At 54.8% G+C, this 23,069-nt stretch carries 23 protein-coding genes; 14 read left to right on the top strand and 9 right to left on the bottom strand.

Going from position 1 to position 23,069, the window contains the following annotated elements; translation table 11 throughout:
* Positions 1–138 precede the first annotated feature (138 nt).
* The 5 genes from AB9N64_RS08330 (at position 139) to AB9N64_RS08310 (ending at position 6,242) form a co-directional block, all read left to right on the top strand.
* Positions 139–765 carry a glutathione S-transferase family protein gene (locus AB9N64_RS08330; RefSeq protein WP_034126187.1) on the top strand — a complete coding sequence of 209 codons (627 nt, stop codon included), beginning with the start codon at positions 139–141 and terminating at the stop codon, positions 763–765.
* 242 nt (positions 766–1,007) lie between these two features.
* The gene (locus AB9N64_RS08325) at positions 1,008–2,738 is read left to right on the top strand and encodes an OPT family oligopeptide transporter (RefSeq protein ID WP_130175191.1); all 1,731 of its coding nucleotides are present in this window, start codon (positions 1,008–1,010) and stop codon (positions 2,736–2,738) included.
* Positions 2,739–2,848: 110 nt separating this feature from the next.
* The gene (locus AB9N64_RS08320) at positions 2,849–3,589 is read left to right on the top strand and encodes a BPL-N domain-containing protein (protein ID WP_014719200.1); all 741 of its coding nucleotides are present in this window, start codon (positions 2,849–2,851) and stop codon (positions 3,587–3,589) included.
* Positions 3,590–3,727: 138 nt separating this feature from the next.
* Positions 3,728–5,134: an amino acid permease gene (locus AB9N64_RS08315; RefSeq protein WP_130175190.1), complete on the top strand. Its 1,407-nt coding sequence runs from the start codon at positions 3,728–3,730 to the stop codon at positions 5,132–5,134.
* Between the two features lie 22 nt (positions 5,135–5,156).
* The gene (locus AB9N64_RS08310) at positions 5,157–6,242 is read left to right on the top strand and encodes a GlxA family transcriptional regulator (protein WP_371360171.1); all 1,086 of its coding nucleotides are present in this window, start codon (positions 5,157–5,159) and stop codon (positions 6,240–6,242) included.
* A gap of 72 nt (positions 6,243–6,314) precedes the next feature.
* Here AB9N64_RS08310 and AB9N64_RS08305 read toward each other — a convergent pair whose 3' ends face one another.
* A complete protein-coding gene (locus AB9N64_RS08305; RefSeq protein WP_371360170.1) occupies positions 6,315–6,683 on the bottom strand; it encodes a cupin domain-containing protein in 369 nt (122 codons plus the stop codon).
* 185 nt (positions 6,684–6,868) lie between these two features.
* On the opposite strand from AB9N64_RS08305, the gene AB9N64_RS08300 reads away from it, so the two are divergent.
* Positions 6,869–7,585 carry a class I SAM-dependent methyltransferase gene (locus AB9N64_RS08300; protein ID WP_371360169.1) on the top strand — a complete coding sequence of 239 codons (717 nt, stop codon included), beginning with the start codon at positions 6,869–6,871 and terminating at the stop codon, positions 7,583–7,585.
* Positions 7,586–7,610: 25 nt separating this feature from the next.
* Here AB9N64_RS08300 and AB9N64_RS08295 read toward each other — a convergent pair whose 3' ends face one another.
* The 3 genes from AB9N64_RS08295 to AB9N64_RS08285 all read right to left on the bottom strand — a co-directional run bounded on the left by AB9N64_RS08295 (position 7,611) and on the right by AB9N64_RS08285 (position 9,539).
* Complete coding sequence (locus AB9N64_RS08295; RefSeq protein ID WP_020302475.1) at positions 7,611–7,976, bottom strand: hypothetical protein; 366 nt, start codon at positions 7,974–7,976, stop codon at positions 7,611–7,613.
* 752 nt (positions 7,977–8,728) lie between these two features.
* Positions 8,729–8,971 (bottom strand): hypothetical protein, encoded by a 243-nt coding sequence (locus tag AB9N64_RS08290; RefSeq protein ID WP_371360168.1) that lies wholly within the window; start codon positions 8,969–8,971, stop codon positions 8,729–8,731.
* Positions 8,972–8,999: 28 nt separating this feature from the next.
* Entirely contained in the window at positions 9,000–9,539 is a 540-nt protein-coding gene (locus AB9N64_RS08285) for a GNAT family N-acetyltransferase (RefSeq protein WP_371360167.1), read from the bottom strand.
* Between the two features lie 160 nt (positions 9,540–9,699).
* Between AB9N64_RS08285 and AB9N64_RS08280 the strand changes: the two genes are divergently transcribed.
* On the top strand, positions 9,700–9,933 hold the full coding sequence (locus AB9N64_RS08280) for a hypothetical protein (protein WP_020302473.1): 234 nt from the start codon (positions 9,700–9,702) through the stop codon (positions 9,931–9,933).
* 6 nt (positions 9,934–9,939) lie between these two features.
* Here the strand turns inward: AB9N64_RS08280 and AB9N64_RS08275 are convergent, their stop codons facing one another.
* Positions 9,940–10,434: a GNAT family N-acetyltransferase gene (locus AB9N64_RS08275; protein ID WP_371360166.1), complete on the bottom strand. Its 495-nt coding sequence runs from the start codon at positions 10,432–10,434 to the stop codon at positions 9,940–9,942.
* A 119-nt stretch (positions 10,435–10,553) separates the two neighbouring features.
* On the opposite strand from AB9N64_RS08275, the gene AB9N64_RS08270 reads away from it, so the two are divergent.
* From AB9N64_RS08270 to AB9N64_RS08255, 4 genes are all read left to right on the top strand, one after another.
* The gene (locus tag AB9N64_RS08270; RefSeq protein ID WP_371360165.1) at positions 10,554–11,069 is read left to right on the top strand and encodes a GNAT family N-acetyltransferase; all 516 of its coding nucleotides are present in this window, start codon (positions 10,554–10,556) and stop codon (positions 11,067–11,069) included.
* 406 nt (positions 11,070–11,475) lie between these two features.
* Complete coding sequence (locus tag AB9N64_RS08265) at positions 11,476–13,455, top strand: DUF3696 domain-containing protein (RefSeq protein WP_371360164.1); 1,980 nt, start codon at positions 11,476–11,478, stop codon at positions 13,453–13,455.
* Complete coding sequence (locus AB9N64_RS08260; protein WP_371360163.1) at positions 13,433–14,440, top strand: hypothetical protein; 1,008 nt, start codon at positions 13,433–13,435, stop codon at positions 14,438–14,440. The genes AB9N64_RS08265 and AB9N64_RS08260 overlap by 23 nt, the downstream gene beginning before the upstream one ends.
* Before the next feature lie 792 nt (positions 14,441–15,232).
* Complete coding sequence (locus AB9N64_RS08255; RefSeq protein WP_371360162.1) at positions 15,233–16,666, top strand: P-loop NTPase fold protein; 1,434 nt, start codon at positions 15,233–15,235, stop codon at positions 16,664–16,666.
* 216 nt (positions 16,667–16,882) lie between these two features.
* On the opposite strand, the gene AB9N64_RS08250 is transcribed toward AB9N64_RS08255, so the two are convergent.
* The 3 genes from AB9N64_RS08250 to AB9N64_RS08240 form a co-directional block, all read right to left on the bottom strand.
* On the bottom strand, positions 16,883–17,716 hold the full coding sequence (locus AB9N64_RS08250) for a TIR domain-containing protein (RefSeq protein ID WP_371360161.1): 834 nt from the start codon (positions 17,714–17,716) through the stop codon (positions 16,883–16,885).
* A 141-nt stretch (positions 17,717–17,857) separates the two neighbouring features.
* The gene (locus AB9N64_RS08245) at positions 17,858–18,454 is read right to left on the bottom strand and encodes an FRG domain-containing protein (RefSeq protein ID WP_371360160.1); all 597 of its coding nucleotides are present in this window, start codon (positions 18,452–18,454) and stop codon (positions 17,858–17,860) included.
* 568 nt (positions 18,455–19,022) lie between these two features.
* Complete coding sequence (locus tag AB9N64_RS08240; RefSeq protein ID WP_371360159.1) at positions 19,023–19,253, bottom strand: DUF6124 family protein; 231 nt, start codon at positions 19,251–19,253, stop codon at positions 19,023–19,025.
* Between the two features lie 513 nt (positions 19,254–19,766).
* Between AB9N64_RS08240 and AB9N64_RS08235 the strand changes: the two genes are divergently transcribed.
* The 3 genes from AB9N64_RS08235 (at position 19,767) to AB9N64_RS08225 (ending at position 21,710) form a co-directional block, all read left to right on the top strand.
* Positions 19,767–20,369, top strand: a complete 603-nt coding sequence (locus AB9N64_RS08235) for a hypothetical protein (protein WP_371360158.1) — start codon at positions 19,767–19,769, stop codon at positions 20,367–20,369.
* A 63-nt stretch (positions 20,370–20,432) separates the two neighbouring features.
* A complete protein-coding gene (locus AB9N64_RS08230) occupies positions 20,433–20,954 on the top strand; it encodes a DUF2846 domain-containing protein (RefSeq protein WP_058410026.1) in 522 nt (173 codons plus the stop codon).
* Positions 20,955–21,146: 192 nt separating this feature from the next.
* Positions 21,147–21,710, top strand: coding sequence for a nucleotidyltransferase family protein (locus AB9N64_RS08225; protein ID WP_032903824.1), 564 nt, complete (start codon positions 21,147–21,149; stop codon positions 21,708–21,710).
* Between the two features lie 8 nt (positions 21,711–21,718).
* Here the strand turns inward: AB9N64_RS08225 and chrA are convergent, their stop codons facing one another.
* Positions 21,719–22,918 (bottom strand): chromate efflux transporter, encoded by a 1,200-nt coding sequence (gene chrA / locus AB9N64_RS08220; protein WP_371360157.1) that lies wholly within the window; start codon positions 22,916–22,918, stop codon positions 21,719–21,721.
* Between the last annotated feature and the right edge of the window lie 151 nt (positions 22,919–23,069).

Here is a 23,069-nt window from a genome sequence, read left to right as displayed (position 1 = left end):
TGCCGCAGCCTTCGAAGCCTCGCTAAAGCTCGACATCTCCCACATTCGATCGTGCAGGCCGGTGCTGCCTGGCGACATTCGCGGCACTTCACCGCTACGCTGTAGTCTTCTCTTAAATCCCCCCAAGGTGTTGCCTCGATGATCACTGTTCACCACCTCAACAATTCCCGCTCACAACGTATCCTGTGGGCGCTTGAAGAACTGGGCCTGCCCTACGACATCAAACGCTACCAGCGCGACGCCAAGACCAACCTGGCGCCGCCTGAGCTCAAGGCCATTCACCCCCTGGGCAAATCCCCGGTGATCGAAGACGGCTCGCGTGTGCTGATCGAGTCCGCCGCGATCATCGACTACCTCATCCGCCGCCACGGCAACGGCCAACTGCAACCCGACCCGGCCACCGATGCCTACGACAGCTATGTGCAATGGCTGCATTTTGCCGAAGGCTCGGCCATGCTGCCGCTGATGCTCAACCTCTACGTCGGACGCCTGGGTGAAGCGGGTGCGCCGCTGCATCCGCGGATTGAATCGGAGCTGGCCAACTACCTGGGCTACCTGAATGATGTGCTGGGCCACACGCCGTACCTGGTGGGCGACGCACTCAGCGGCGCGGATATCCAGATGAGCTTTATCGGCGAAGTCGCCCAGGCCCAGGGCAAATTGCAGGCCTACCCGAACCTCGCGGCGTGGCTGCAAAAGCTCCAGGCGCGGCCGGCTTATCGCAAGGCGGTGGAGCGGGGTGGGGAATACGCGTTCGCCAAATAGCCAGAAGCCATGTTGGAGGAGGCTTGCCCTAATGCCAGTCAGTTAAGCGCAGATCTCCTGTGGGAGCGGGCTTGCTCGCGAAAGCGGTGGGTCAGTCAGCCTCGATGTTTGCTGGGCCGACGCCTTCGCGAGCAAGCCCGCTCCCACATTTACAGCCTTAGACCCAGGTTCAACAGGTGAACCTTCGAATCTCCCTGCGCTCACTTGAAACGTGGCACTGGCTTTTCTCGAAAGGAATCTGCATGCACTCCACCTCGTCAATCGCGCCCGTAGAGCGCGAACTGAGCCTGCGGGCAGTCATCACCGGGATCGTGCTGGGCATCCTGCTGACCCCTTCCAATGTGTACGCAGGCTTGAAGATCGGCTGGTCGTTCAACATGTCGATCATCGCCTTGCTGATCGGTTATGGCCTCTGGCAGGGCTTGGCCCGGCGTTCCGCTGAACACCTGCCGTGGACCCTGCACGAGAGCAATATCAACCAGACCGTGGCCTCAGCCGCGGCGTCGATTATTTCCGGCGGGCTGGTCGCGCCCATCCCGGCTTATACCTTGCTCACCGGCAACCAACTGGCCGCGCTGCCGATGATCGCCTGGGTGTTTTCGGTGAGCTTCCTGGGGATCTGGATCGCGTGGTACCTGCGGCCTTCATTGCTCAATGACAAGGCGCTGAAATTTCCCGAAGGCATGGCCACCCTGGAAACCCTGCTGCACATCTACAACCATGGCAGCGAAGCCGCCACGCGCTTGAAAGTGCTGCTCGGCGCAGCGTTGTTGTCCGGGTTGGTCAAGTGGGTGGATACCTTTATGTGGGCCTTCCCGCGCTGGTCGCCGAACGCCCAGTTGGAGCGCCTGACCTTCACCGCCGACCCCTCTCTGCTGTTGCTGGGGTTCGGCGGCATCATCGGCATTCGCGTGGGCCTGACCCTGCTGCTCGGCGCTTTGCTGGCATGGGGCGGGCTGGGGCCGTGGCTGTTGGCCAATGGCTTGGTGAGCTTGCCCGCTGACAGCAGCGGCCCGCAATTTGCCGCGCTGGTGGAGTGGCTGCTGTGGCCCGGCGTGAGCCTGATGGTGTGTTCCACCCTGGCGTCCCTGGCGATTCGCCTGTGGGCGTTGCATCGCTCAACCCGAGCGGCTGGCGGCACGCCCTGGGCGGTTCCCAAGCCTGGGCCTGCCGTGGGGTTCGCGCTGGCGATAGTGTTGGTGGTGAGCCTGCAAGCGCTGTTGTTCGGTATCAACCTTGGGATGGCGCTGCTGACCATTCCCCTGGCGATCTGCCTGGCCGCCGTCGCTGCGCGGGTGGTGGGGGCTACCGGTATTCCGCCCATTGGCGCCATCGGGCAACTGTCCCAGCTGAGCTTTGGTATCGCTGCGCCCGGCCAGGTACCGATCAACCTGATGAGCGCCAACACCGCTGGCGGTTCGGCGGGGCAGTGCACGGACCTGATGAATGACTTCAAGGTGGGCAAGGCGATTGGCGCGACGCCGCACAAACAGGTTATCGCCCAGATTCTTGGGATTTTTGTCGGCAGCATCGTCGGCGTATTCGCGTACCTGGCGTTGATCCCCGACCCGCAAACCATGCTGCTCACCGAACAATGGCCAGCCCCGGCCGTCGCCACCTGGAAAGCCGTGGCCCAAACCCTGACGCACGGTTTGGATTCACTGTCCCCCAGCATCCGCTGGGCCATCGGCATTGCAAGCTTGTTCGGCGTGCTGCTGGGCATACTCGACAGCACATTACCCACCCATCGCGCCCGCTACCTGCCGAGTGCGGCAGCCTTGGGACTGGCGTTTGTCTTGCCTGCGTCGGTGTCGCTGATGATGGCCCTTGGCGCGATCATGACCTGGGCCGTGAGCTGTCGCTGGCCAAGTGTGACGCAGCGCTTTGCGATCACGGCAGCGGCGGGGCTGATCGCCGGTGAGAGCATTACCGGCGTAGGCGCGTCGTTATGGCAGATGCTGGGAAGTGGATGAGTGGCCCCCGTGGATTTACAACTCTTCACGAATTCAAAAGGCTCATCGTTATAGGCTTGGCGCTGCGACCACTGGATCAAACCCATTCAACTGACCGTTGAGCCGAGCCCATGAAACTGCCTGCCCTCGCTGCCACGTTTCTCGCCGTTGCGACGCTGCACCCTTTACCCGTACACGGCGCAGGCCCCATTACCCATGTCGCCATCTACCGAGGCCCGGCAGGCTGCCCGGACTGCTCGGAAAACGTGAAAACCGCCTTGCAGCGTCTCAACCCGAATTACCAGATCGACTTCGTGGGTGCCGACGAACCCATCGACATCACCCCACACACCCTGGCCCGCTACGACCTTTATGTACAACCCGGCGGCGGCCAGGACATCCCCGGCGCCCTCGACAGTCTCGGTGATGAGCGTGCCGAGGCTATCCGCGACTATGTTGCCAAGGGTGGCCGTTACCTGGGCCTGTGCATGGGCGCCTACCTGGCGGACGACAACAATCTCGGGCTGATCCCCCAGGCGCTGGACACCGAAGCCGGCCGCCCCGGTTTTGAAGTGACCGGTATCGACGACGCTGCTGTGCGGGTGACGTGGGACGGCCAGGCTGATCATGTGTTCTATCAGGACGGCCCGTACTTTCCCAAGGCCAGTGCCGCCGCGCCCTACAGGACCCTCGCCACTTACCGCAATGGCGATGTGGCAGCGGCGCGCTATGCCTACCAGAAAGGCGTTGTGGTGCTGAGCGGGCCGCATCCGGAAGCCGGCCAGGAGTGGTTCGAGAATGCCGGTATCCCACTGGACAAGATGCCGCGTGGGGAGCTGTTTGGCTCGCTCATACGCAGCGTTCAAGAGTAAGGCGTGACGCTCGGTAAACCCGTGCACCGCCATGACCAATGTCGATATCAGACTCGATGATGGCGTAACCAGGCTACTTGTACCGGGCCCCGCGCACTTAAGGTGAGGGTCATTGGCCGCCTGAGCACAACAAAAACAATGATTAGCCCGACTCCCAACGATTCTAACGGTCAGCTGGCGCAAGGCTTCAAGCCCCGCCACGTGACTATGTTGTCCATCGCCGGCATCATCGGCGCGGGGTTGTTTGTCGGCTCCGGACATGCCATCGCCGCAGCAGGGCCAGCGGTGTTGCTGGCTTACCTGTTCTCCGGCCTGCTGGTGGTGCTGGTCATGCGCATGCTGGGGGAGATGGCGGTGGCGCGCCCGGACACCGGTTCGTTTTCCACCTACGCCGACCAGGCCATCGGCCCGTGGGCGGGGTTTACCATCGGCTGGTTGTATTGGTGGTTCTGGGTGCTGGTCATTCCCATCGAAGCCTTGGCCGCCGGGCATGTGCTCAATCAGTGGTTCCCTCAGGTCGATGCGTGGCTGTTTGCGTTGATCTCAATCGTTCTGCTGGTGATCACCAATCTGTTCAGCGTGGCCAAATACGGCGAATTCGAATTCTGGTTCGCCATGGCCAAGGTGATCGCCATCGTCGGCTTTATCGGCCTGGGCTTCAGCGTCCTCATGGGCTGGATCCCGGATCGCGAAGCCAGCGGCTTGAGCCGCTTGATGGAAGAACACGGCGGTTTCGCCCCCAACGGCCTGTCGGCGGTGGTAGGCGCGTTCATTACCATCATGTTCAGCTTCATCGGCACTGAGGCGGTGACCATCGCCGCAGCGGAATCGAGCAACCCGGCGCAGAACATCGCCAAGGCTACCCGCTCGGTGATCTGGCGCATTGGCGTGTTCTACCTGTTGTCGATCTCCGTCGTGATTTCCGTGGTGCCCTGGAACGATCCGCTACTGGCGTCCGTGGGTTCCTATCAGCGTGCACTGGAAATTATGAACATCCCCAACGCCAAGTTCATGGTCGATGTGGTGGTGTTGATCGCGGTAGCCAGTTGCATGAACTCCTCAATCTACATTTCCTCGCGCATGTTGTTTTCCCTGGGCAAACGCGGCGATGCGCCACCGGCACTTAAAATCACCTCAAAGGCGGGCGTGCCCAGGGCTGCGGTGATCGCCAGCACCATCATCGGTGCGGGCATTACGTTGCTGAGCTACTTCATGCCGGCCGGTCTGTTCCAGTTCCTGCTCGCCAGCTCCGGCGCCATCGCGTTGTTGGTGTACCTGGTGATCGCTATCTCGCAACTGCGTATGCGTCGCTTGCTGCTTCGGCAGAACGTCGAGTTGACCTTTCGCATGTGGCTGTTTCCCTGGCTGACTTACCTGGTGATCGTGTTCATCTGCCTGGCCCTGGGGGTAATGATGGTGACGCCCGAGCACCGCACCGAAGTGTCCTCGACCATTGGCCTGGCGTTGGTGATTTCCTTTATCGGCCTGGTCACGTCGCGCCAGCACAACCGGGCACCCAAGCCGGTGGCGCTGGAACAGTCCTGATCACGCCCGTGGGGTAGCGGTGATGGAAACCGAGGCACCTGTTTGCCAGACCATCGGCTTTTTGCTGCTGGACCAATTCACGCTGATATCGCTGTCGTGTGCCGTCGAGCCGCTGCGCATGGCCAACCAATTGGCGGGCGAAGAGCTCTACCGTTGGCAAACCCTGAGCCTGGACGGCCAGCCGGTGTGGGCCAGCGATGGCGTGTCGGTGACCCCGGATGCGTGCGCGCAGGACCAGCGCGGTTTTGATGCGGTGATCGTGTGCGGCGGCGTCGGCATTCAACAGGCTATCAGCCCTGCGCTCATCGCTTGGTTGCGCAGCCAGGCGCGCCTGTACTGCAAACGTCTCGGCGCGGTATGCACCGGCAGTTGGGCGCTGGCCCAGGCGGGGTTGCTTGATGGCTTCCAGTGCAGCGTGCATTGGGAGCTGATGGCGTCGATGCAGGAGGCGTTTACCCGCGTCAAGGTCAGCTCCAGCGTGTTCACCCTCGACGGCAACCGCTTTACCAGCTCTGGCGGCACTGCGCCGCTGGACATGATGCTGCACCTGATCGGCCGCGATCACGGGCACACGCTGTCGGCGGCGATTTCCCAGATGTTCGTGTACGAGCGCATTCGCAACGAGCGCGACTACCAACGCGTGCCGCTCAAGCACCTGCTCGGCACGCAACAGCCCAAGCTGCAAGAAGTGGTCGCCCTGATGGAAGCCAACCTGGAAGAACCCATCGACCTCGACGAACTGGCCGCCTACGTGCACGTGTCCCGCCGCCAGTTGGAGCGTATGTTCCAGAAGCACTTGTACTGCACGCCATCGCGCTATTACCTCAAACTGCGCCTGACCCGTGCCCGCCAGTTGCTGATGCAGACGCCCATTTCGATTGTCGAACTGGCGGTGATTTGCGGCTTTGTCTCCACGCCGCATTTTTCCAAGTGCTACCGGGATTTCTTCGGCGTGGCGCCCAGCGATGAGCGCTCGGACATGCGCCTGCATCCGCCGCCTGCGTTACGGCCAGAGGGGCAATCCCTGGCCCCGCAACAGCCCAGAAATACACTGGAGCAGGCGCGCGACGAGCCGACGTTTGCTACGGTGCAGATTCAAAGGCGATAGGGCTTGGGGCTTGCCCGAATGCCAGTAGGAGCGAGCAAGCCCGCTCCTACAAAAGGCAATAAGCCTCAGCGCTCAAATCCACTGGTCATTCAACGCGGTACGCTCACCGCCTTCATGCCCGGTATTCAAAATGCCCCTTGGCTCGATCATCATCAGCCTGGCTTCACCTTCGGCGGCGGTCCTGTGCTCAATGCCACGCGGCACCACATACCACTCACCCGGCTTCACATACACCGGGCCATCCGGCAGGTCGATACGCAACGTGCCTTCAAGCACCAGGAACGCTTCATCGGTTTCGGGGTGCGAATGCCAAATGAATTCACCCTCGATACGCACGACCTTGAACTGGTAGTCGTTCATTTCGGCGACTACTCTTGGGCTCCATTGCTGGTCGATGAGCGAGGCTTTTTGAGCAAGGTTTACAGGCTGTGCTTGAGTCATGCGGGATCTTCCTGTCGATGAGAAGGCCAGACTACCCAAGCAAGCGGTCAGCAGGCTTGTACGATCCTGCAACCTCTCCACTCGTACGCTCCCGCATTCCCCTCGGGAATGCAGCGCATAAAATTAATGCATTTTTCTTACTGCGACGGTTAACGTAATTTGCGTCAAGGCCACGGAGAACCGCCTTGAACTCATCCTCACCCAATCCTGCTGACAAATTCGATACCTCAAGAGCCAACGAGTACGCACGACAAAGCCGTATCGCGTTGGCGGGCTATGACGCGTGCCAGGACCTGGCAGCCTGCATGCTCGCGGCAAGCCTTGGTGATGCCCCTTCGGCCAAGGTACTTGTGGTCGGCGCCGGCGGTACGGCGCAGGAGATCATCGCCATGGCCAGCCTTGAACCGGAATGGCGCTTCATGGCGGTTGATCCCTCCCAGCCGATGCTCGACGCGGCAAGGCAGCAGTTGGAAGCCAACCACTTGCTTGATAGAACCACCCTGCATCTCGGGACGCTTGAAGACCTGGCACCAGACGCGTCATACGACGCCGCCACCTTGATCGGTGTGCTCCACCATCTGGAGGGTGATGACGCCAAGGCCCGAATGCTGCGATCGATTCGGGCGCACCTGAAACCGGGGGCACCGCTGATCGTCGCGGGCAATCACTACGCGTATGCCAGCCAGCCGTTGCTGCTGGCGGCGTGGGGCCAACGGTGGCGTCAGCATGGCGCCACCCCGGACGAAGTGAAGGCCAAGCTCGGCAAAATCCTTCAAGGCGCTGACCCGCCACATTCCGAGGCCGCAGTGCAGAAGCTGTTGCACGACGCTGGCTTCGGCGACGCGACCCGTTTCTTCAGCAGCCTGTTCTGGGGGGCTTGGCTGACGTGTAAGGTGCAATAGCGAAGTCAGCAACCCGTGGCACGATTCAGATCGCCCGGAGAGTAGCCAGCCGCCGACGCCAATCGCCGCCATGCCGAAGGTGGCATTCCTCTTCGGAGTCGAAACTGACGCAGCGGGCGATGTTCGGGACGTGCACGTCAGCGTCATCCAGCGCGGCGGTAGTCAGCTCGCGCATACGGGCGTCCGCGCCGGTCGCGAGGGCGTGAGCCTTGCTCGCAACGCTGTCGAACACCCAGATCACCCGCAGGCTTTGGGGGAAGGCGCGGTAGTCGACGGTGTGGGTCAACCAGTCGAAGCCCGGGATTTCGGCCTTTGCGATCTCGCAGGCGTCGGTCAGGGCTGCGATGAGGCGGCGTTCGATACGGGCGTGGTCGCGTGAGGCTGGCGGCATAAAAAGGAGGTCCGTGAATCCTGGGAGTGGGTTGGGGCTTCAGCCGATAGGCTGATCAGAGCATAGGTATTTACACAACTTCGGCACGACGCTAAATCTGTGGCAAGGCAGCTTGCTCCCGTGACGGCCTGACAGCCGGCGCATATCCATCTGACGCTCCGAAATCCAAATGTGGGAGCTGGCTTGTCGGGTCGCCGCATCGCTGCGAAGACGGCCTGCCAGCCGACGCCAATCTACCTGACCCCCCACGATCCAACTGTGGGAGCTGGCTTGCCTGCGATCGCGGCCTGCCAGCCGACGCCAATCTACCTGACACCCCGCAATCAAACTGTGGGAGCGGGCTTGCTCGCGAAGGCGGCCTTATAGGCGACACAGCTATACCGAGTACATATCCATTCCTGCGGTAACGGCCACTTAGGGTTCCGCCCTGACGGCGGCTCACTTTCGAAAAGCGCGAAAGTAAGCAAAGCGCTCTTGCCCCACCACTCGGCACCTCGCCTAGGCTCGGTGTGCCCGAACACAGTCTTGAATCCGTGGGCCGCCGCCACGCGCCATCCATGGCGCGGGGCGGCTAACCCGGCGTCCTGCCGGGTTACCCACGAATTCAAGCCTGCGTTCGGCCAGCGTGGTTTAACGGGGCGCCTGAGATCAAAAGCAGATCAAGATCAAGATCAACAGCGGCTCGCTTCGCATCGTGGTTACCGTTGAGCGCTACAGAGTTGTGTAGATACCTATGCTGATCAGAGCGGGCGCTATTGAAGCGAAGGACGCAACCGTTGCCACTCATTCCAGCAATCCTCGGCAACGATATCCGGGTAACCCCGTTCTTGTTCCATCACCAACGCGGTGGAGAAGGTTACCGCAATGCAGGTGGCCTGGTCGCGGATATTGCACACTTCGACTTCGCTGAGAGGTGCGCCTTTTTTCGATTCGGCGGCGGTCAGCACGGCTGCCAGGGCGGGTACGAAAACCAGGCAGAGGGGCTCGGTAGACATCAGCTTTTTCCTAAGTGGGGTGGGGCGCTTATTGTTCAGGGTTGATCAACGATCTCAACGTATGGTCCTCCCAAACGCCAGCGATTTTTAGATAGGCTCGCGCATGTCCCTCCTTCTCAAACCCCAGCGACTCCAGAAGGCGTTCACTCCGCACATTGCGGGGCAAATGATTGGCCATGATCCGGTGAAGACCCAACTGCTCAAAACAGTGTCGGTTAGTGACCTGAAGCGTTTTATTCATCAAACCGCGACCTTGGGCAGATTCCGCCAACGAAAAGCCGAGATGACAGGCCTGAAAAACGCCCCTCACAATGTTCGTGTAGTTACACCGCGCTAGAACCTCTCCGCTTTCGGCAAGCAAGAGGAAACACAGAGCGTTGTCAGCCTGCATATTGTTGACCTGCTGCTCGACCCTGGCCTTGGCGTTGCCCGTGGTGAAGTATTCCTCGTCCCTGAGCGGCTCCCAGGGTTGCAGATGCCTGCGATTGACGCGTTCGTAACGGCTGATCCTCTCGAAATCGTCACATGCCAATGGCCGAAGGCAGTAGCCCTCAACGCAATACTCCATAAGCCCCTCCAGATTTACCAATGACCCCATCTGACTGCGTAGCCGCAAAGAATAGCGCCGCTGCGCGTAAAGCGACCCCTTTCATGGCAAACAGGTCTACCATGCCAGCCCCGGCAGTGGTTTCACTCGCTCCCGAACTCCATTTTTCAAGGTAGCGATAATGTCCATCGACCAGATCTCCCTCCCCAAAGGCGTCGGCCCCCACGCCGCCAAGCTGCTTGACGCCATTACTGGCGCCTCCACCCATGAAGAACTCAACCGTGCTGGCGGTAAAGCCGAGGGTTTTGTGCTGGGGCTGGAGGCCACAAAGGCGATCAAAAGCCAAATCGCAGAGTCGTTGTACGTAGCGTATGACGACGCGGCGAGCAATCGGGCTAGTGAGCTGAAGGGCTAGTGCCAGTCAGCCCATGGTTCCGGAATGAGCGCCAATCGCTGGAATAGGCTGGCGAACATAATAATTGTCGAAGTCACTGCTTTCGATGAACTGGAAGCCATGGCGGGTATAAAAGCGATTCGAAGCGCTTTCTTTGAGAGCCCCTACTTTGATAGGCAGCGCAGCCGCATCCGCCTCTTTGAAAATCTGAGAGAGAACAGCAGACCCTACCCCTGACCCTTGCGCGCTCGGCCTGACATACAAGTGGTCGAGCAAGAGTTCATGGTGGTGACGTTTCACCACTACGAAACCCACCCGCTCTCCAGCTGCCTCGATATAGCGTGTGTCGCGAGCTTCAAAGCCGCCAACAAACCGCTCCCGCGCACGGGCTGGATCAAATCGCCCAACACGCTCCAGACTATCGCGCATGGCCTCGATTCGAATGGCTACAAGATTATCCAAGTCGCGTTGTTGAACCGGGACCAAACTGATGGGGGAATTTTGATTGGGTGCGACGTGCATATTGGGTGCTCTAGCTACCATCCTGGGGGCTCAGTATAGAGAGCCTGATACTGATGAAGCGACCCGCATGGTATGTTCACGGCATACATGGAGTAACGGCCCCCAGGAAGGAAATTGCAATGCCAGTGGACACCCACGCGATCCGCATTCTCTCGCAACGCCTGAGCATCGAGCCCTTCTGCGAGCAGGACGCTGTTGAGTCGTTCTCTTGTATCTCACCGTCTCTGACTCGCTACATGTCCTGGGAACCGCCTGCCTCACTGGAAGAGTACGCGCAAGTCTGGGGGCAGTGGCTGCCTGCGATAGCGGATGGCAGCGACATCGTGTTCACAGTCAGGGAGCGGGTAGGTGCTCGTTTTACCGGCTTGGTCGGGCTGCACCATACCGGCAGTGAAACACCGGAGTTGGGGATCTGGATCCGTGAAGATAAACATGGGTTGGGCTTTGGGGGGGAAGCGGTGCGGGCGGTTGTTCAATGGTCTAGCCAGTGGGTGGCAGCAAAGCACTTCATTTACCCTGTTGCGATGCAGAACCGTGCGAGTCGACGTATTGCTGAAGCTCTGGGGGGAGTGGTCATTGAGAGGCGGATGGCGGAGAAATATGATTCGGTTGTGTACCGGATACCGGTGGTTTAACTCTGGGTATCAGGTTGGTCGGTTGCTGTCCTTCACGAACGGCAAAAATCGGGCAAAAGCGGACGTTTCCCCTGTTTGCGCGGGGCGTGGCGAGATCCCGATGTCGTTACCGATAGACGACTTTCGACCCATTGCAGCCTATAAGCTCAGTGTGAGGCGCGAAAAGGGCTCATTGGGCGAAGGCCGGAAGCAGCAACCGAATCGCGGCTGGCTCCGATGCTTTCATTGACCATCATTGAAAAATTTAAATACAGGTGGTGAACAACCCAACGATACATGGCACCATGACATGACGATACAGGCGTGGTCCTAGCTTCGAATATATATGGAATCGGATATATTTCTGACAGATAGGTATAAGATTTTACGTGCTCAATCGACCAGCAGCGTTCAAGGATAGGAAACGATGATCGAGACATTGAAGCTTTCAAATTTAAAATCATTTATAGAAACGGACGAGATACGGCTAGGCCGACTTACGCTGTTCTGTGGTTCAAATAGCAGTGGAAAAAGCTCTATACTTCAAGCACTGTTACTGCTAAGTCAGACTTTAAGTGCACGGCAGACTTCTAATTCTGTAGTTTTGAATGGTCACCTAGCTCGCTTGGGGGCTTATGATGACATTAGATCTAATTATAGCGATTCGAGTACGACCCGGATTAAAGTAAGATTGCATAATGATAGTTCAAGGCTCATTAATGATGCGCCTGAGAAAGTTGAGCTGGACTTGGAATTCGGCGCAAAGAAAAAATCCAACGGAGGTGAGGAGGTATTTCACCCACCAATACAAAGCCTAAGAATGCGAATTCAAAATACCCCAGATGATCCGGCACTGGAAGAGCATATAGTGTTAAGGCCCGCGAAGGCTCCAATAATACAGGGTGTTCGCACGTATAGCTACGATTATGAAATTGTCGATTTAAAATCCAAGGATAATGAGGCTTTAGAAAAAGAATACCCTGACCATGAGGTGCTAGGTTGCAAGGGGCCTTTGCTGCCACGTGAACTGCTAATAAGGTACAACCATACTAAAAAACTTTCCGCATATATTGTGAGTGCTATGTGCAGAAAGAATATCCATTTGTTCGCACGGCATTCGTCCGGAAACTCGTCCCCTATTGAACTTCCTCCTGAAATATTTAGGGAGGTTAACAAGCGTATAGATGATGAGCGAGGTGCGTTAAAAACAGCTCTACTAAGCTCCCTTGCGCGTATCGGCGTAAGTATCTCGGATCAAAAAAAAACCAACAAAAAACAGGTGCCTGCTTCCATTCAAGAGGATTTTATTACTGCAAATTTTAAACTTACTAATAAGCTCTTTCCCCAAGCTTTTCTAGAGCAAAAAATCAAGCTTGGCGAATGGTTTGAGTTTTTAGAAAGCCTGGAGAAAGTTCAGCAGCAATCCTTGATAGAGTTCGTCGACAAACACCGTACAGCGATTCAAGAAATTTGGTATGATTCTGTTGAAGTTAAAGAGTCGCGTATCGAAGAGTACGATTTGAAGTTGCTATCTCCCGCGAGCCAGCAGTTGCGGGTTGAGTTTCCTAAGAGCATCAAATATTTAAAGCCTCTCCGGAATGAGCCTTCTGCCGTCTATCCATTCATGGATCAAGAGGTTGGCACAAATATAGGATTGAAAGGTGAATATACTGCTGCGGTACTTCATGCAAATAAAGAACGACTCATAAAATATCCTAAGCCACAGCTAGGCGAAGACCAAGAATTTAGCTGGTCGAACAAAACCGCATCACTTCAAGATGCTTGTCATGACTGGTTATCTTATTTGGGAGTCGTAAAAAAAATCCAAACAATTGATAAGGGAAAACTAGGTTATGAGCTGAAAGTAAATATTTCGGAAAAGGATCATCCTCAAGATCTGACGCATGTCGGGGTTGGAGTAAGTCAGATCTTGCCAATCCTTGTAATGTGCTTGCTTGCAGACGCTGACAACATTTTGATCCTTGAGCAGCCTGAGTTGCACTTGCACCCTAAAGTTCAGTCAAAGCTCTGTGATTTCTTCATAGCGATTTCCGGTTTTAACAGGCAGTGTTTGGTAGAGACCCACAGTGAGTATATGATAAATAGGTTGAGGCTCCGGATCGCCCAGGGTAATCAAGAGCGCCTCGGCGAGGAATCGCCTATTTATTTCATAGAAAAAAATGATGGGGCTTCCTCAATACGAAAAGTCGAGATCAATCGTTTTGGTGTTATTCAGGACTGGCCCGACGAATTTTTCGATCAAAGTGATCGAGAAGTAGAAAACATATTGGTTGCCGCGGCGCGTAAGGAATTCAATGAAAGACAGAATCCCAGTGACAAGCCGCAACCCAAGCTGAAACCTCTTATTACAAGGAAACGCAGGGATGCGAATTCTGATCAGCGCTGACTATCTGCTCGCAAGCGCATTCTGCGCGCAAGATAAAATTCAGCACTATTACGCAGGCCTCAGAAAACTTAGGGACGAGCACGAGGCAGGGCGACCAGTATTCCTTGAGCCCGACGCACTTCTCAAACTCCAGAATAAAGGAATGTATCCTAGTTTTGATCTGTTTAAGCGGAATTTTCCTGCGAAACATGATTTTGGTTTTGGTGCGGATCACATCACTAAGACAGTAATTTACTTAGTAAATAATGTTGCTCAGCTTAAAGTGGATGAGAAGATTCTTGCCGAGTGGCAGAACGTTTCGTTAGAGGTTGATCTTGACCTTCATAGCGATGCGGATAGAGAAGAGCACCTTGCGAACTTGATGGTTGATCTGAGCCTCGAAAATGCTGGATTTGGATACGATCATATCGTATTTCATCATCACTTACCTGACTTTCCTCGAGATGCAGTTGTTACGGGAACGATAACCAGCGTAGTGCCAGGACAGTTTGAAGTGCCTAAAGAGATTAGTCACAAAATATCGATTTCGGACAACTTGGTTGACTATATCCTGAGGGTCGATGCGGAAAGTCTCTACCAGAAATCTGCAAATGATTCAGAACTCAAACGCTCACTATATTTTGGTGTTGTACAGTTTTTAGCAGCCAATGGGCATGATCCGAAAAGTTTTGATGATCAATGTTTTACTTTGGGTGAGAATTTTCGAGGTTCTCTGTTAGGGCACGAATGCTCTGGTACCCACGCCTTCAGTAGTTTAGCTTTTCAGACCGTCATTCGGGCCTTGGCGGGGCACCCCAAGAATTCAATAGATACGTTTGATACTTCTGAAACCTCCAATGCTCAGTTAATGCGCGATGGTCGTAAAGCTTGGAGAACGCACGTCAGCAGTGGAGGTCGTGGGCTTCGTTTAATGCTATGGACGCATTCAAATGGCCTAATTGAGTTGGCGAATATTGGCAACAAGTGGGAGGAGCGAATTTATTAAACTCTTCAGTATTAATTTTACTAGCATCTGTACGTATCATATTGATTGGTTATATACGGTAATCGGGTCAACCACGACATACCAATAGCCAATGTGCAACATTATGTAGAAGACAGGCACGTGCTCAAACTAATCCATCTTACCTTTAAGTCAGTATGATATCTAGCTGGGTCGTCACCGGACAGAAGGATGAGAGGCCACAAGCCGGACCGCTGACGGGGCCATTGCTCTGCGCTGCGTCGATAATGCGAGCACTTATGTACGCAGCCCTCATGCAGGTGTAAGAATATGCGCTTATAGCCGGAGGCGGACGTCCGTGAGCGGTCCCTATCGGCTAGCAGTCACTCGCGATGGATCGCTAGGTCAGGGATTGTGAGCTTCAATCTCCGAGGCTAACCTTGCAAAAGCCACGGAGATAGCCAGCTAAGAGAACTGCAGAATAGTTCACTTAATCTTCTTGACTGCCTCGACCGGCCCTTAAATATTCGCCTATTAAAGCGCTCCAGTCACCGTGGCTAAATAATTCGCAATCGATCCAATGTGATAACCAGCAGGCTCAGATTCGTCTCCCCAACCACACCCTACTTCTTCCAGAACCTTTTCGTTGATAAGCCACGTAAGCGGTATGGGTTGGCCCGCTTTCAGGATGTAGGCCAGTAAATAATAGTCCCCACGATCCTTATGACTGAGAGAAGATGTACCGTTACGAGTTACAATTGACCAAAAAAGCTCATAGTGGAAAAGGGGAGCATTTGGTCATCGCCAACACAAATCTAAAATAGGAGAAACCTTATGACTACGGACGCTACGACTTCTTTTGAGAGAAAATCAATCCAGCTACGCTTCAAAAGTCTCCAATTCGATACAAACGTTTGGCCTTGTCCTCAAGACTTACTAGGGCGGCATGCAGAGATTGAGAATCTGTCGCCAGTTTTGCTGAATGCGCAGTCTCCATTGGTTTTCGCTATAGATGCCCCGTGGGGGGGAGGAAAAACTACTTTTTTTCGGCTTTGGCAGTGTTACTTGAGTTACGAAAATAAAGTCAGCCTATATCTCAATGCTTGGGAAAGCGATTTCGCTGAGGATCCCTTGCTGCCGATGTTATCTGTACTGGATCGCTGGCTTAGTGACCAGAGTAATACGCCTGCCGTCAGAAATGCGTGGGAGAAAGCAAAAACATATGCGCCAAGCATTATCAAATCCACCGCAGTTGCTGCCGCAAAGGCTGCCACCTTTGGTGCTCTAGATCTAGATAAGGAATACGAAAAACTCGCTTCCGAGCTGGCCGGTGGCTCTGTTGGTAGTCTAGTAGATAGCTTTAATATCAAACAGAAATCCTTAGAGCGTTTTAAGGTTCAGTTGAGTAAGGCTCTCGACGCATTGCCAGAAGGACAAGAAAATCTAATTCTTTTTGTTGATGAGCTGGATAGATGCAAACCAACTTACGCAATCGAGGTTTTGGAACGAATAAAGCATTTGTTCGACGTGGATCGCTTGGTCTTTGTTCTTGCGATAAATCGTGACCAGCTTAGTAAGAGTTTTCAGGGGGTTTATGGCTCAGCATTCGATGGTTCTCATTATTTGAGAAGGTTTATCGATTTGGATTACCATCTAAATTTAGTGGATGTGGGAGTGTACATTAATGCTCGAATTAGGCAGCCTGACATATTGGAATACTTCAAGTCGCGACATTCAGAACGGGATGATTATGAGTATGGGGCGAAAGTACTAAGTTTTTTAGCAATACGATTTAAGTTTACTCTTCGAGATATTGATCAGCTTGTTGTTAGGTTAAGATTGATGCTGCGCAGCATTCCAAAAGATCATTTCTTAGATATTCCTTTGCTAATTCCTCTAATGGTATTGCGCCAAGAAAATTCGGACCTCTACCATAGATATACGGCAAATGCTTCATGCGCAAATGAAGTGGCCGAGTTTATCCTGGGTGGCCCAATCGGGAATGTAGTCTTTGACCATTCAATGGCTGTGGTTGTCGGTTATATAATCGCAGCGGCACGAGATCCATATGAGCAAGTTTCCGTTGAGCATTTGATTGTTCCTTGGAGAGACTGGGTTGGACGAATGCTAGATAAAGACCCGCAGGAAGCAGTTGTACGAACTGTTATAGATTTTGCATCTGATGCTAGAGATTTTCGACGTCGTAGAGAAATGCAGAAGCTTGCATTTTCACGGATCGAACTCGTCAATAAAATGGATGTTTCTTGAATTCAAGCTGCAAGAAGCAATCGCGGTTTGATGCTGTTTCTCGGCCTGGCTACTTTTGGGTGCTGAATCGAATCTGATTTTTAGGCGCTTCCGAATGGCTGCTGTTGGCCGAGGTTGTGTGAGAGCGTTTTAGAGCAAGTTTGACAGTCAACGAAAAAGGAGACGAATTTTTCTCTAGAGATAAATCCGTCGCCTTTTCGCGTTTTTTGCGAAAATCTAGAAGGGGATATCTCTATCGAAATCAACGGAATCCACTTTTTTATTTGCTTTATGAAGCAACTCCTCATTTTCCAACAGGTAATCTATTCCGTCGGCAGTTATTGAGAATGCATAATATTCAGAGCCATTATAATCGTGATTTATAGCGATACTTTTATCTAGGAATCCACCCCTTTCTAGTTTAATCGCCGCTAAACTCAGTATCCCTTGTTCAACCCCTTTCAAATCGTTAAATGTACTCCATACAGATACGCCATCCGGTGAGCTAGCGTAGCTTTCAAGAACTTTTGCCAAAAGGCGATGTTCAACGTCACCAAGTTTGTAATTGTATCCGGCCTTCCTGCGGGGTTTTGTTTCAATATTTAGATCCTGTGACAGCAAGCCTAGATTTGCTACTTCCTTCTTGATTAGTGCACATGGATGATTTACAGCGGCTTCTAAATTTCCATCAGACCTTTCACCGTTGTAATCTGCGGGTGTAAGGCCCAGAAGGTCAGTCGGAAAATGCAGCTCGGTGTCTCGGGGTTTAACGATGAAGCATCGCTCTTTACCTAAAGTACCGACAAATAGGCCAAGCTCAAAAAGCACATTATCTCGGACAATGTGTTTTTGCTGGTCTCTGATTTTCGCAATATCATCTGGTGTGAAAACGAAGATTGCGAAGTCCACTGATTCTGCCATTTTCACCAGAGAGTCAATCGTGTTCTGAGAAAGGCTAAACCCATGTTTCCAAACCGTTACCTCAGCCTGATGATCTAGGTTTACGTTGAATGCATCAGCCACATCCAAGCTTTCTACCGCTGAAGCTATAAATATTCTAGGTTTTCTCATATGATTTCCTTAAGCTCGACTCAGGCTGACTGCTAATGTGAAGCTAACAGGTAAACAAAAACGCACCTTTTTGACGTCCGGCGTTCGACGTAGAAAAGGGGCGGATTCCCCTCTAGGAAAACAACTTTGTTCCCTTTTCGACTAATTACCAACTCTTCGCTGCCACTCTAAGCCAAATACCGGCTGCCTACACATTGTTTTGCAGAAGCCATCAAGACCTGGATAAATGTTGGCTGCATTGATGTTCATTTGGTTTAGCTTTTTTAAACCGCTATAGCGTAATTTTTTTGGGATTACGTACTTGACGATGTCAGAGTTGCCTATCTGATAGTCTTTAACTATTTCTTCATGCGAAAGCTTCAATGTGTTTGTAGCCACAAACAATCCTTGCTGAGAAAGCAGGCGATGATTAGAAAATGTCGGTTCAAAGGCGAACAGACATGGGTCATCAGATGCTTTATCACCTTCGAGTATTCTTGAGTAAACTTCAAGACGGTTTTTGCCAAAATATTCGTCGTCATCATTTTTTATAGCATGATGATTTAGACAGTAAATTGCAGCGCTTCCTTCACCTGCCTCAAGAGCAAAAAATAACGCAATGTATGGAGAGAACGTAAAATCGAGCAGCCTAGTTGGTGCTCCATGGTGCTGCATTAACGATAACCAACTTAAAGGATCACCTTCTTTGGGTAATGATGATAGATAAATATGTGCGTGGCATATAAAGCGATCGATCATTACTCGCTCATGCTCCACTCTGTTTATGCGCTTTTCTATTCTTGTATATGCCTTATGAATCGTTTGAGCATTCTTCAAATGCGCGGTGTAAGGAACTTTCCAGCTTCCAAGAGGCATCTATTTGGCCGCGATAAATCCATTTTCTATAATGCTTTCGTGAGACGGCTTTGTCGTACTCATCCCAGCTCTTGAGAGTTATGACTTCCATAATTATTATTTACTCATAACTATGAGTAGACGGCATATGTGGCGTACTTTGTCCGCCATTTGTATTTGATAACGTCCCTTGCTCATGCGTAACTCCCTGCTCAGCTTAAGTAATGCTCCTGAAAAGGCGCCAGGAGATTTTATGGCAAAACGACATGACGCGTGTTGCACATTACCGTCGGATAAGCGGCGTGTCCATAATCTGATTTTGGCCGAAAGCAGTCGCCGCTCTCGTCATCGCAGATGGCTTTGTGCCGAGTCTGAATCCACCAAAGCCATCAAGTGCCAAACCGCCGAGTCGTTGTACGTGGCTTACAACGACCCGACGAGTCATCGACCTAATGAGTTGAAGAGCTGATCATCAGCCAGGGCAGGGCGCTTCGCGGTCGAGGAGTCTGGCGGTGAGGAGTACACCCAGTTCGCTCAGTTGGTGGATGGCCAGGGCGATGTCGCGGTGTTTTCCGTTGAGGTCTTCGGACAGTTCGAGCAGCAGGGTGCTGACGCTGGTGAAGGTTTCGTAGCTGTTGGTGATGAGGGTTTCGTTGCTGGCGTTTGGGGCGACGGTGAAGAGGGTGGTTGAATCGTTAACCATGGTTAAGTTCCTTGCTTGGGCCACTTCCCCATCGCTACTAAACAATAAGGGCGGTAGCTGTACGCAGGTTAGTAGACCGGTGGAACCTAACAAAACCGGCGCGTCCGAGGACGCCCTACGCACAGCCACCATCAAGCACAGACGGGAGCGTCTGATGGATGAAGCGTGTGCACTTGTTAGGTCTGAGGTGGGCTACTAAACCCGATCACTGAACAATTCAGCGACCGAGCCACCTTAGAGACGGCCACCTCAGCGCACAAGCCGGCGGATTCTGACGCAGGCGTAGGCAATGGAGCAAGGTGCGGCAGGGGAATCGGATTTTGCCTTCAGGCGCTGCGTGATCGTTTGGGTTTTTCGCGAGCAAGCTCGCTCCTACAGGAGTGGGTTGTTATCAGGGTGCGGGTAGCTGGACAATAGAGGCCGACGAGCCAGCAACGAAGCACCAGATGTGCGAACTTTTGGTTCGTTCGGGTGGGCTCTACAAACTGCAAGATTATTGATCGGAAAAAACCAATGCTAGGGAAAGTCAGCAGTAAACATCTTGTCTGGGGCGCAGTCGCACTTTGCGCGACCCTTTTGTCCGGGTGCGCTACGTCACGCTACGACGGCAAGCACGCACCGGACCCAAGTAAGGCGATCATCGTGGGTTCGGTTGGTGAGAGCTTTCCGATGATGCAGCCCCATGGGCTGGTGGTTGAGATCAAGCAACAGGGAGCCCCGGGCACCGTATTACGGCTGACGACGCTGGGCAATGAAGATGATCAGCCATCCCCCTCTGTGCTGGGCCATTACTTCATGTATGAAGTGCCACCGGGTGAGTATGAGTACACGCAGTGGCATTACGTGTATTACGCGGGTAAGTCGATGCCGCGCCCGGTGCCTGCGGTTTTCTCGGTGAAGGCCGGGGAAACTCTCTATATCGGTGATCTGCGCGTCGATGCCCTGCGCTTTTGCCTGTCAAACGTGAACAATGCCGATGACACGGTGCAGGCGCTCAAGCGCAAGTACCCGATGCTCAAGGACCGGAACATCGTGAATCTGACGCCGAAGAGCGGTTTTGTGCCTTGGCCGAGTTCTGATGCCACTGACTTCGGTAAAGGGTTGTGCACGATTTGAAGTCGGTACCGGTGACAGTCATCGACCCCGACGCCCACTGATCCCCGTTCAAGGAATTCATGCATGAAGCGCTCTACGCTACTCTGGGTCGGCCTGTTCGCAGCCCTGGCCTCACTGACCGGTTGCATCAGCGGTCCGGACCTCAAAGGCCAACCGTTCTTCACGTCACCGGCTGAACCTCGTGCGGATGAGGCCACGGTTTACTTTTATCGCACGGCGGCGAGCATCGGTGGCGGGGTCGCCCCGACTATTCAGGTCGATGGCCGCACCGTCGGCAGCTTGCCTTCCGGTAGTTTTTTCAAGGCCGGCATTCCCGCCGGCAAGCACAGCGTTGCCTCCACCTCGCCACCGATCATCAGCGGTATGGTTAACCAGCGTTTCGATATCACCGTCGAGAATGGCAAGGTGTATTACATCGCCGATCAACTCAGCACCTCTGACTACAAGGATGGGCAGACCTTGGGCGAAGTCGACGGCCGTCGTTTCAGCGGAACAATGTTTTACTCGCGCTACGCGCTTGTGCCTGCCGAGGAAGCGCTGCGTTCTATCAAGTGGTGCCAGGAGCTGCCGGCAACCGCACGGTAACCCCCCGCCCCACTTCATCAACATCCAACTCGCCGAGTCGTTTTACGCGGATTAGGAAGACGCGGCGAGTGGGCGAGCTATTGAGTGAAGGGATAGTCATCAGCCGAGGCAGGGCGCTTGGCGGGCAAGCTTGCTCCTACAGGAGTGCCATATTCAGGTGTTATGGTTGGCGCTGACGATGGAGGACTGAACATGACATTGACTGTCGACACCTTGCTCGAATTGGCCATGGCCAACCCTATCAATGCGCACATCACCGCGCGCCTGCCGGAGCTTGGTGTGCAGCAGTGCTTGCTCACGGCGGGCTGTTTGTTCCAGGCGGTGTGGAACCATCAGACGAATCTGCCGGCGGCTCAGGGCGTGAAGGACTATGACGTTTTTTACTTTGACGAGGACCTGTCCTACGAGGCGGAAGACGCGGTAATTCGTGCGGCGCAGGTGCTATTCCAAGACCTGGGGGTGAATGTGGAGGTCAGGAATCAGGCGCGGGTGCACCTTTGGTATGGGCAGCGGTTTGGCCGGCCTTACCCGCAGTTGCATTCGGCCCGGCAAGGGGTTGACCGTTACCTGGTGGCGGGTACGTGCATTGCGCTGGATATTGCCTCGGGCGAGGTGTATGCGCCTTATGGCTTGGAGGATGTGGAGCAGGGTGTCTTGCGCATCAACCCTTTGCATCCGGAGCCGGCGCTGTTTTTGCACAAGGCCAGGAGTTATCAGGCGCGTTGGCCGTGGCTCAAGATTGTCGAGCCGGGCTGAGCCCCCGCTCACAAATCCAGTAACCCCCCGAGTACGCCGCAACCTAACACCACCAACCATGGCGGCAGCTTCCACACCGTCAGCGCGATCAGTGCGAGCAACGCCAGTGCGGCGTCATAGCCAGTGAAAACCGCACTGGTCCACACCGGCTGGTACAGCGCCGCCAACAACAGGCCAACCACCGCCGCGTTCACCCCGGCGAGCGCGGCTTGGGTGCGCGGGCTTTTGCGCAGGTTGGCCCAGAAGGGCAAGGCACCGAAGATCAGCAGGAACGACGGGACGAAGATCGCCAGCAGCGCGATCACCCCGCCAAGCCAACCGCTCGGGGCGTGGGTCATGGAGGCGCCGAGGAAGGCGGCGAAGGTGAATAGTGGGCCGGGCACAGCTTGAGTGGCGCCGTAGCCGGCGAGGAATACATCGTTGCTGACCCATTGGCTGGGCACCACTTCGGCTTGCAGCAATGGCAACACCACGTGGCCGCCGCCGAATACCAGCGCGCCGGTGCGGTAGAAGGCGTCCACCAGCGCCAGCGTGGGGTTGAGCGCCCATGCGGCGAGGAGTGGCAAGGCCACCAGCAACAGCAAAAACAGCATCAACCACAGGGCTCCGGCGCGGCGGCTGATGGCGATGGGCAGGGCGTCGGGCTCGTTGCTGTTCTCGGGCTTGAGCAGCAACAGGCCGGCCACGCCTGCAACCACCATGACCCCGACTTGAGCCCAGGCGGAGGGTTGCAGCAGCACCACGCAGGCGGCGATCAACATCAACGCCACCCGTAAAACGCCTCGGCACAGGTTGCGTGCCATGCCCCATACGGCCTGGGCCACCACCGCCACGGCGACAACCTTGAGGCCGTGCAGCGCGCCATGGGGGAGGGCGCCGCCGTAGTGGGCCAGCCCCAGGGCAAACAGAATCAGGGCGATGGCCGACGGCAAGGTGAACCCGGCCCAGGCTGCCGTCGCGCCCCGGTAACCTGCTTGGGACAGGCCCAACGCGATACCGACCTGGCTGCTGGCCGGGCCGGGGAGGAACTGGCACAGGGCGACCAGTTCGGCATAGCTGCGCTCGCTGAGCCAGCGGCGGCGGGTGACGAACTCTTGGCGAAAATAGCCCAGGTGCGCAATCGGCCCGCCGAAAGAGGTGAGGCCCAGGCGCAGGAAGATCAGGAACACTGACCAGGGGCGGCTGCGGTGATCGGCAAGCTGGGGCAAGGGGATGTCTCGGGCAACGGTGCTGGATGTTGCCGACCATAACCAATTTTCATGACGCGTAGAAGCGCGGGTATTTTGCCGCCCCCATTGAATTTATCCGCGGTTGCTTGAGTCACTTAAAAGCAGTGTACTGTTTTCCATCCACTGGACC

The organism is Pseudomonas sp. KT_2_4 (genome assembly GCF_041410225.1).
GTDB classification, from domain to species: Bacteria; Pseudomonadota; Gammaproteobacteria; order Pseudomonadales; family Pseudomonadaceae; genus Aquipseudomonas; species Aquipseudomonas paracarnis.
This window is presented reverse-complemented; position numbering and strand designations above follow the sequence as displayed.

Excerpts from the sequence above, each read along its gene's own strand:
- AB9N64_RS08280 (WP_020302473.1), top strand. The coding sequence starts at position 9,700 with ATGTCCATCGACCAGATCTCCCTCCCCAAAGGCGTCGGCCCCCACGCC.
- AB9N64_RS08250 (WP_371360161.1), bottom strand. The coding sequence starts at position 17,716 with ATGAGAAAACCTAGAATATTTATAGCTTCAGCGGTAGAAAGCTTGGAT.
- AB9N64_RS08285 (WP_371360167.1), bottom strand. The coding sequence starts at position 9,539 with ATGGAGTATTGCGTTGAGGGCTACTGCCTTCGGCCATTGGCATGTGAC.
- AB9N64_RS08330 (WP_034126187.1), top strand. The coding sequence starts at position 139 with ATGATCACTGTTCACCACCTCAACAATTCCCGCTCACAACGTATCCTG.
- AB9N64_RS08320 (WP_014719200.1), top strand. The coding sequence starts at position 2,849 with ATGAAACTGCCTGCCCTCGCTGCCACGTTTCTCGCCGTTGCGACGCTG.
- AB9N64_RS08315 (WP_130175190.1), top strand. The coding sequence starts at position 3,728 with ATGATTAGCCCGACTCCCAACGATTCTAACGGTCAGCTGGCGCAAGGC.
- AB9N64_RS08310 (WP_371360171.1), top strand. The coding sequence starts at position 5,157 with ATGGAAACCGAGGCACCTGTTTGCCAGACCATCGGCTTTTTGCTGCTG.
- AB9N64_RS08305 (WP_371360170.1), bottom strand. The coding sequence starts at position 6,683 with ATGACTCAAGCACAGCCTGTAAACCTTGCTCAAAAAGCCTCGCTCATC.
- AB9N64_RS08265 (WP_371360164.1), top strand. The coding sequence starts at position 11,476 with ATGATCGAGACATTGAAGCTTTCAAATTTAAAATCATTTATAGAAACG.
- AB9N64_RS08270 (WP_371360165.1), top strand. The coding sequence starts at position 10,554 with ATGCCAGTGGACACCCACGCGATCCGCATTCTCTCGCAACGCCTGAGC.
- AB9N64_RS08260 (WP_371360163.1), top strand. The coding sequence starts at position 13,433 with ATGCGAATTCTGATCAGCGCTGACTATCTGCTCGCAAGCGCATTCTGC.
- AB9N64_RS08325 (WP_130175191.1), top strand. The coding sequence starts at position 1,008 with ATGCACTCCACCTCGTCAATCGCGCCCGTAGAGCGCGAACTGAGCCTG.
- AB9N64_RS08275 (WP_371360166.1), bottom strand. The coding sequence starts at position 10,434 with ATGCACGTCGCACCCAATCAAAATTCCCCCATCAGTTTGGTCCCGGTT.
- AB9N64_RS08290 (WP_371360168.1), bottom strand. The coding sequence starts at position 8,971 with ATGTCTACCGAGCCCCTCTGCCTGGTTTTCGTACCCGCCCTGGCAGCC.
- AB9N64_RS08225 (WP_032903824.1), top strand. The coding sequence starts at position 21,147 with ATGACATTGACTGTCGACACCTTGCTCGAATTGGCCATGGCCAACCCT.
- AB9N64_RS08240 (WP_371360159.1), bottom strand. The coding sequence starts at position 19,253 with ATGGTTAACGATTCAACCACCCTCTTCACCGTCGCCCCAAACGCCAGC.
- AB9N64_RS08255 (WP_371360162.1), top strand. The coding sequence starts at position 15,233 with ATGACTACGGACGCTACGACTTCTTTTGAGAGAAAATCAATCCAGCTA.
- AB9N64_RS08235 (WP_371360158.1), top strand. The coding sequence starts at position 19,767 with ATGCTAGGGAAAGTCAGCAGTAAACATCTTGTCTGGGGCGCAGTCGCA.
- AB9N64_RS08230 (WP_058410026.1), top strand. The coding sequence starts at position 20,433 with ATGAAGCGCTCTACGCTACTCTGGGTCGGCCTGTTCGCAGCCCTGGCC.
- AB9N64_RS08295 (WP_020302475.1), bottom strand. The coding sequence starts at position 7,976 with ATGCCGCCAGCCTCACGCGACCACGCCCGTATCGAACGCCGCCTCATC.
- AB9N64_RS08245 (WP_371360160.1), bottom strand. The coding sequence starts at position 18,454 with ATGATCGATCGCTTTATATGCCACGCACATATTTATCTATCATCATTA.